The organism is Fulvivirga aurantia, from assembly GCF_009711475.1.
Lineage (GTDB): Bacteria > Bacteroidota > Bacteroidia > Cytophagales > Cyclobacteriaceae > Fulvivirga > Fulvivirga aurantia.
Genome location: NZ_SMMD01000484.1, coordinates 1 through 3,155, shown reverse-complemented (window position 1 = coordinate 3,155; position 3,155 = coordinate 1). Strand labels below are relative to the sequence as shown.

The following is a 3,155-nucleotide window of genomic DNA, read 5'->3' as shown; positions in this document are numbered from 1 at the left end:
GTTAGATTCTAAAATTCCTGAAGGGCCATTATCAGAAAAGTGGTCGAAACATAAGTTTAATATAAAGCTGGTAAACCCGGCTAATAAAAGAAAATATGATGTCATTGTAGTAGGAACAGGTTTGGCAGGAGCTTCTGCTGCAGCCTCGTTCGGAGAATTAGGATACAATGTAAAAGCATTTTGTTTTCAGGATAGTCCAAGAAGAGCACATAGTATTGCTGCCCAGGGAGGTATCAACGCTGCCAAAAACTATCAAAATGATGGCGATAGTGTTTTCAGGCTATTTTACGATACTGTAAAAGGTGGTGACTATAGATCAAGAGAAGGTAATGTGCACAGACTTGCTGAAGTAAGTGTTGACATTATAGATCAATGCGTAGCACAGGGCGTACCTTTCGCTAGAGAATATGGTGGCTTATTGGCCAATAGATCTTTTGGTGGAGCTCAGGTATCACGTACTTTCTACGCCAGAGGCCAAACAGGACAGCAATTACTACTTGGAGCCTACAGTGCTTTAAGCAGACAGGTTTCTAACGGAAAAGTAACTTTATTTCCTAGAACCGAGATGCTTGACGTTGTCATGGTCGATGGTAAGGCAAGAGGTATCGTAACAAGAAATCTAACAACCGGTAAAATAGAATCTCATAGTGCGCATGCTGTTGTACTAGCAACCGGTGGATATGGAAACGTATTCTATCTTTCGACCAACGCTATGGGCTCCAATGCTACTGCAGCATGGAGAGCTCACAAAAAAGGCGCATTCTTTGCAAACCCTTGTTTTACACAAATACACCCTACTTGTATTCCTGTTTCTGGTGATCACCAGTCGAAGCTTACGCTAATGTCGGAGTCTCTAAGAAACGATGGACGTGTATGGGTACCGAAGGAAGAATCTGATAGTGAGAAAATCAGAAAGGGTGAACTAAAGCCTACTGATCTACCTGAAGACAAGAGGGATTATTACTTAGAAAGAAAATATCCATCATTCGGTAACCTTGTACCACGAGATGTGGCTTCAAGGAACGCCAAATATGTTTGCGATGAAGGTCGAGGTGTAAGTAAAACTGGTTTGGCAGTATATCTTGATTTTGCTGACGCTATTAAGCGTGATGGTAGAGATACAATATCAGGCAAGTATGGTAACTTATTTGATATGTATCAGCAAATCACGGGTGAAAATCCATACGAAACGCCAATGATGATCTACCCGGCAGTACACTATACCATGGGTGGTCTATGGGTTGATTACAACTTAATGACTACTGTACCTGGTTTGTACTCAATCGGTGAGAGCAACTTCTCAGATCATGGTGCCAATAGATTAGGTGCTAGTGCACTCATGCAAGGTTTGGCAGATGGTTATTTCGTAATTCCTTACACAATTGGTGATTATCTTGCTCAAACGCCTTATGATAAAATCCCTACCGATCATGAAGCTTTCAAAAAAGCAGAGGCTGATGTAAGAGAAAAAATTGATAAACTTCTCAGCATCAAAGGGAATAAGACGGTTGACCAGTTTCACAAAGAATTGGGTAACATCATGTGGGAATACTGCGGTATGTCTCGAAATGCAGAAGGTTTGAAAAAAGCTAAAGGCCTTATTCAAACACTTAGAAAAGAATTCTGGGAAAACGTAAAAGTAATCGGTGAAAACGAGGAGTTAAATCAATCTCTCGAAAAAGCCAACCGTGTAGCTGACTTTTTAGAATTAGGTGAGCTTATGGTTGACGATGCGCTTAATAGAACAGAATCATGTGGCGGACACTTTAGAGAAGAGTCTCAAACAGAAGAGGGTGAAGCCAGAAGAAAAGATGACGAGTTTTCTTATGTCGCTGCCTGGGAATATAACGGCCCAGAGCAACCTGAGACTTTAAATAAGGAAGACTTGATATTTGAAAATGTTAAACTGACACAAAGAAGCTATAAATAGTTAATTTGTTATCCGTTAATGGTCAGTAGTGTAAAATCTTTTGAAGATTTAGAATGTTGGAAATCATGTAGAGGATTAAGGCAGTTGGGAAAGAAATTATTAGTATCATTCCCAAATGACGAAAAATACAGATTGACAGATCAGATCACTAGAGCATTAAGGTCAACAACATACAATATAGCTGAGGGTTATGGCAGATTTCATTATCAGGAAAATATCCAATTTTGTCGGATAAGTCGTGGCTCTTTACATGAATTGATTGATCACTTTATAATTGCCCGAGAGGAAAATTTTATAAGTGAGACAAATTATAAGGAAATAAAAATACAGATTGATAAATGCTTAGCAATTTTAAATGGATATATCAATTATCTTCATAAGGCTAAGAACAGATAACTATTAACATTTAACTGTAATCATGAAAATTACACTCAAAGTTTGGAGACAAAAAAACGCCAACGACAAAGGTGGATTTAAAAATTATACACTCGATGATGTTTCACCAGACATGTCTTTCTTAGAAATGTTTGATGTACTCAATGAGAAACTTGTAGCGCAGGGTGAAGACCCGGTACATTTTGATCATGACTGTAGAGAGGGTATTTGCGGTATGTGTAGTATGTACATAAATGGAAAGCCACACGGTCCGCAACAAACAACAACGTGCCAGCTACACATGAGATCTTTTAAGGATGGTGATACAATCACTGTTGAGCCATGGAGAGCTAAGGCCTTCCCTATTGTGAAAGATTTGGTTGTAGACAGAGGTTCCTTTGACAGAGTAATACAGTCAGGTGGATATGTATCTGTAAACACGGGTGGTGTACCTGATGCTAATGAGATACCGATTCCTAAGAAAATTGCTGATGAAGCATTTGATGCTGCAACCTGTATCGGTTGTGGTGCATGTGTTGCTGCTTGTAAAAATGCCTCTGCCATGCTTTTTGTAAGCGCAAAAATATCTCAGCTTGCTATGTTACCTCAAGGACAGGTTGAGCGTAAAACTAGAGCAGAGAATATGGTAGCTCAAATGGATGAGGAAGGATTTGGAGCATGTACGAATACAGGAGCATGTTCTGCAGAGTGCCCTAAAGGTATTAGCCTTGAGAATATAGCACGAATGAATAGAGAATATTTAGGAGCAAAAGCAAAATCAGATAATTTAGACTAAGTTCTTATTTGATTATAGAGACATAAAAAGTAAAGGCTACTCGATCGAGTAGCC

Annotated in this window: 3 protein-coding genes; all 3 read left to right on the top strand. The window is 39.2% G+C overall.

Going from position 1 to position 3,155, the window contains the following annotated elements; genetic code table 11:
* Nucleotides 1-1,930: fumarate reductase/succinate dehydrogenase flavoprotein subunit (locus E1176_RS03380; protein WP_155209168.1), on the top strand; the 1,930-nt coding region annotated here is incomplete at its 5' end.
* Between the two features lie 18 nt (nt 1,931-1,948).
* A complete protein-coding gene (locus tag E1176_RS03375) occupies nt 1,949-2,326 on the top strand; it encodes a four helix bundle protein (protein WP_155209167.1) in 378 nt (125 codons plus the stop codon).
* Nucleotides 2,327-2,348: 22 nt separating this feature from the next.
* Nucleotides 2,349-3,101 carry a succinate dehydrogenase/fumarate reductase iron-sulfur subunit gene (locus E1176_RS03370; RefSeq protein WP_155209166.1) on the top strand — a complete coding sequence of 251 codons (753 nt, stop codon included), beginning with the start codon at nt 2,349-2,351 and terminating at the stop codon, nt 3,099-3,101.
* Nucleotides 3,102-3,155 lie beyond the last annotated feature (54 nt).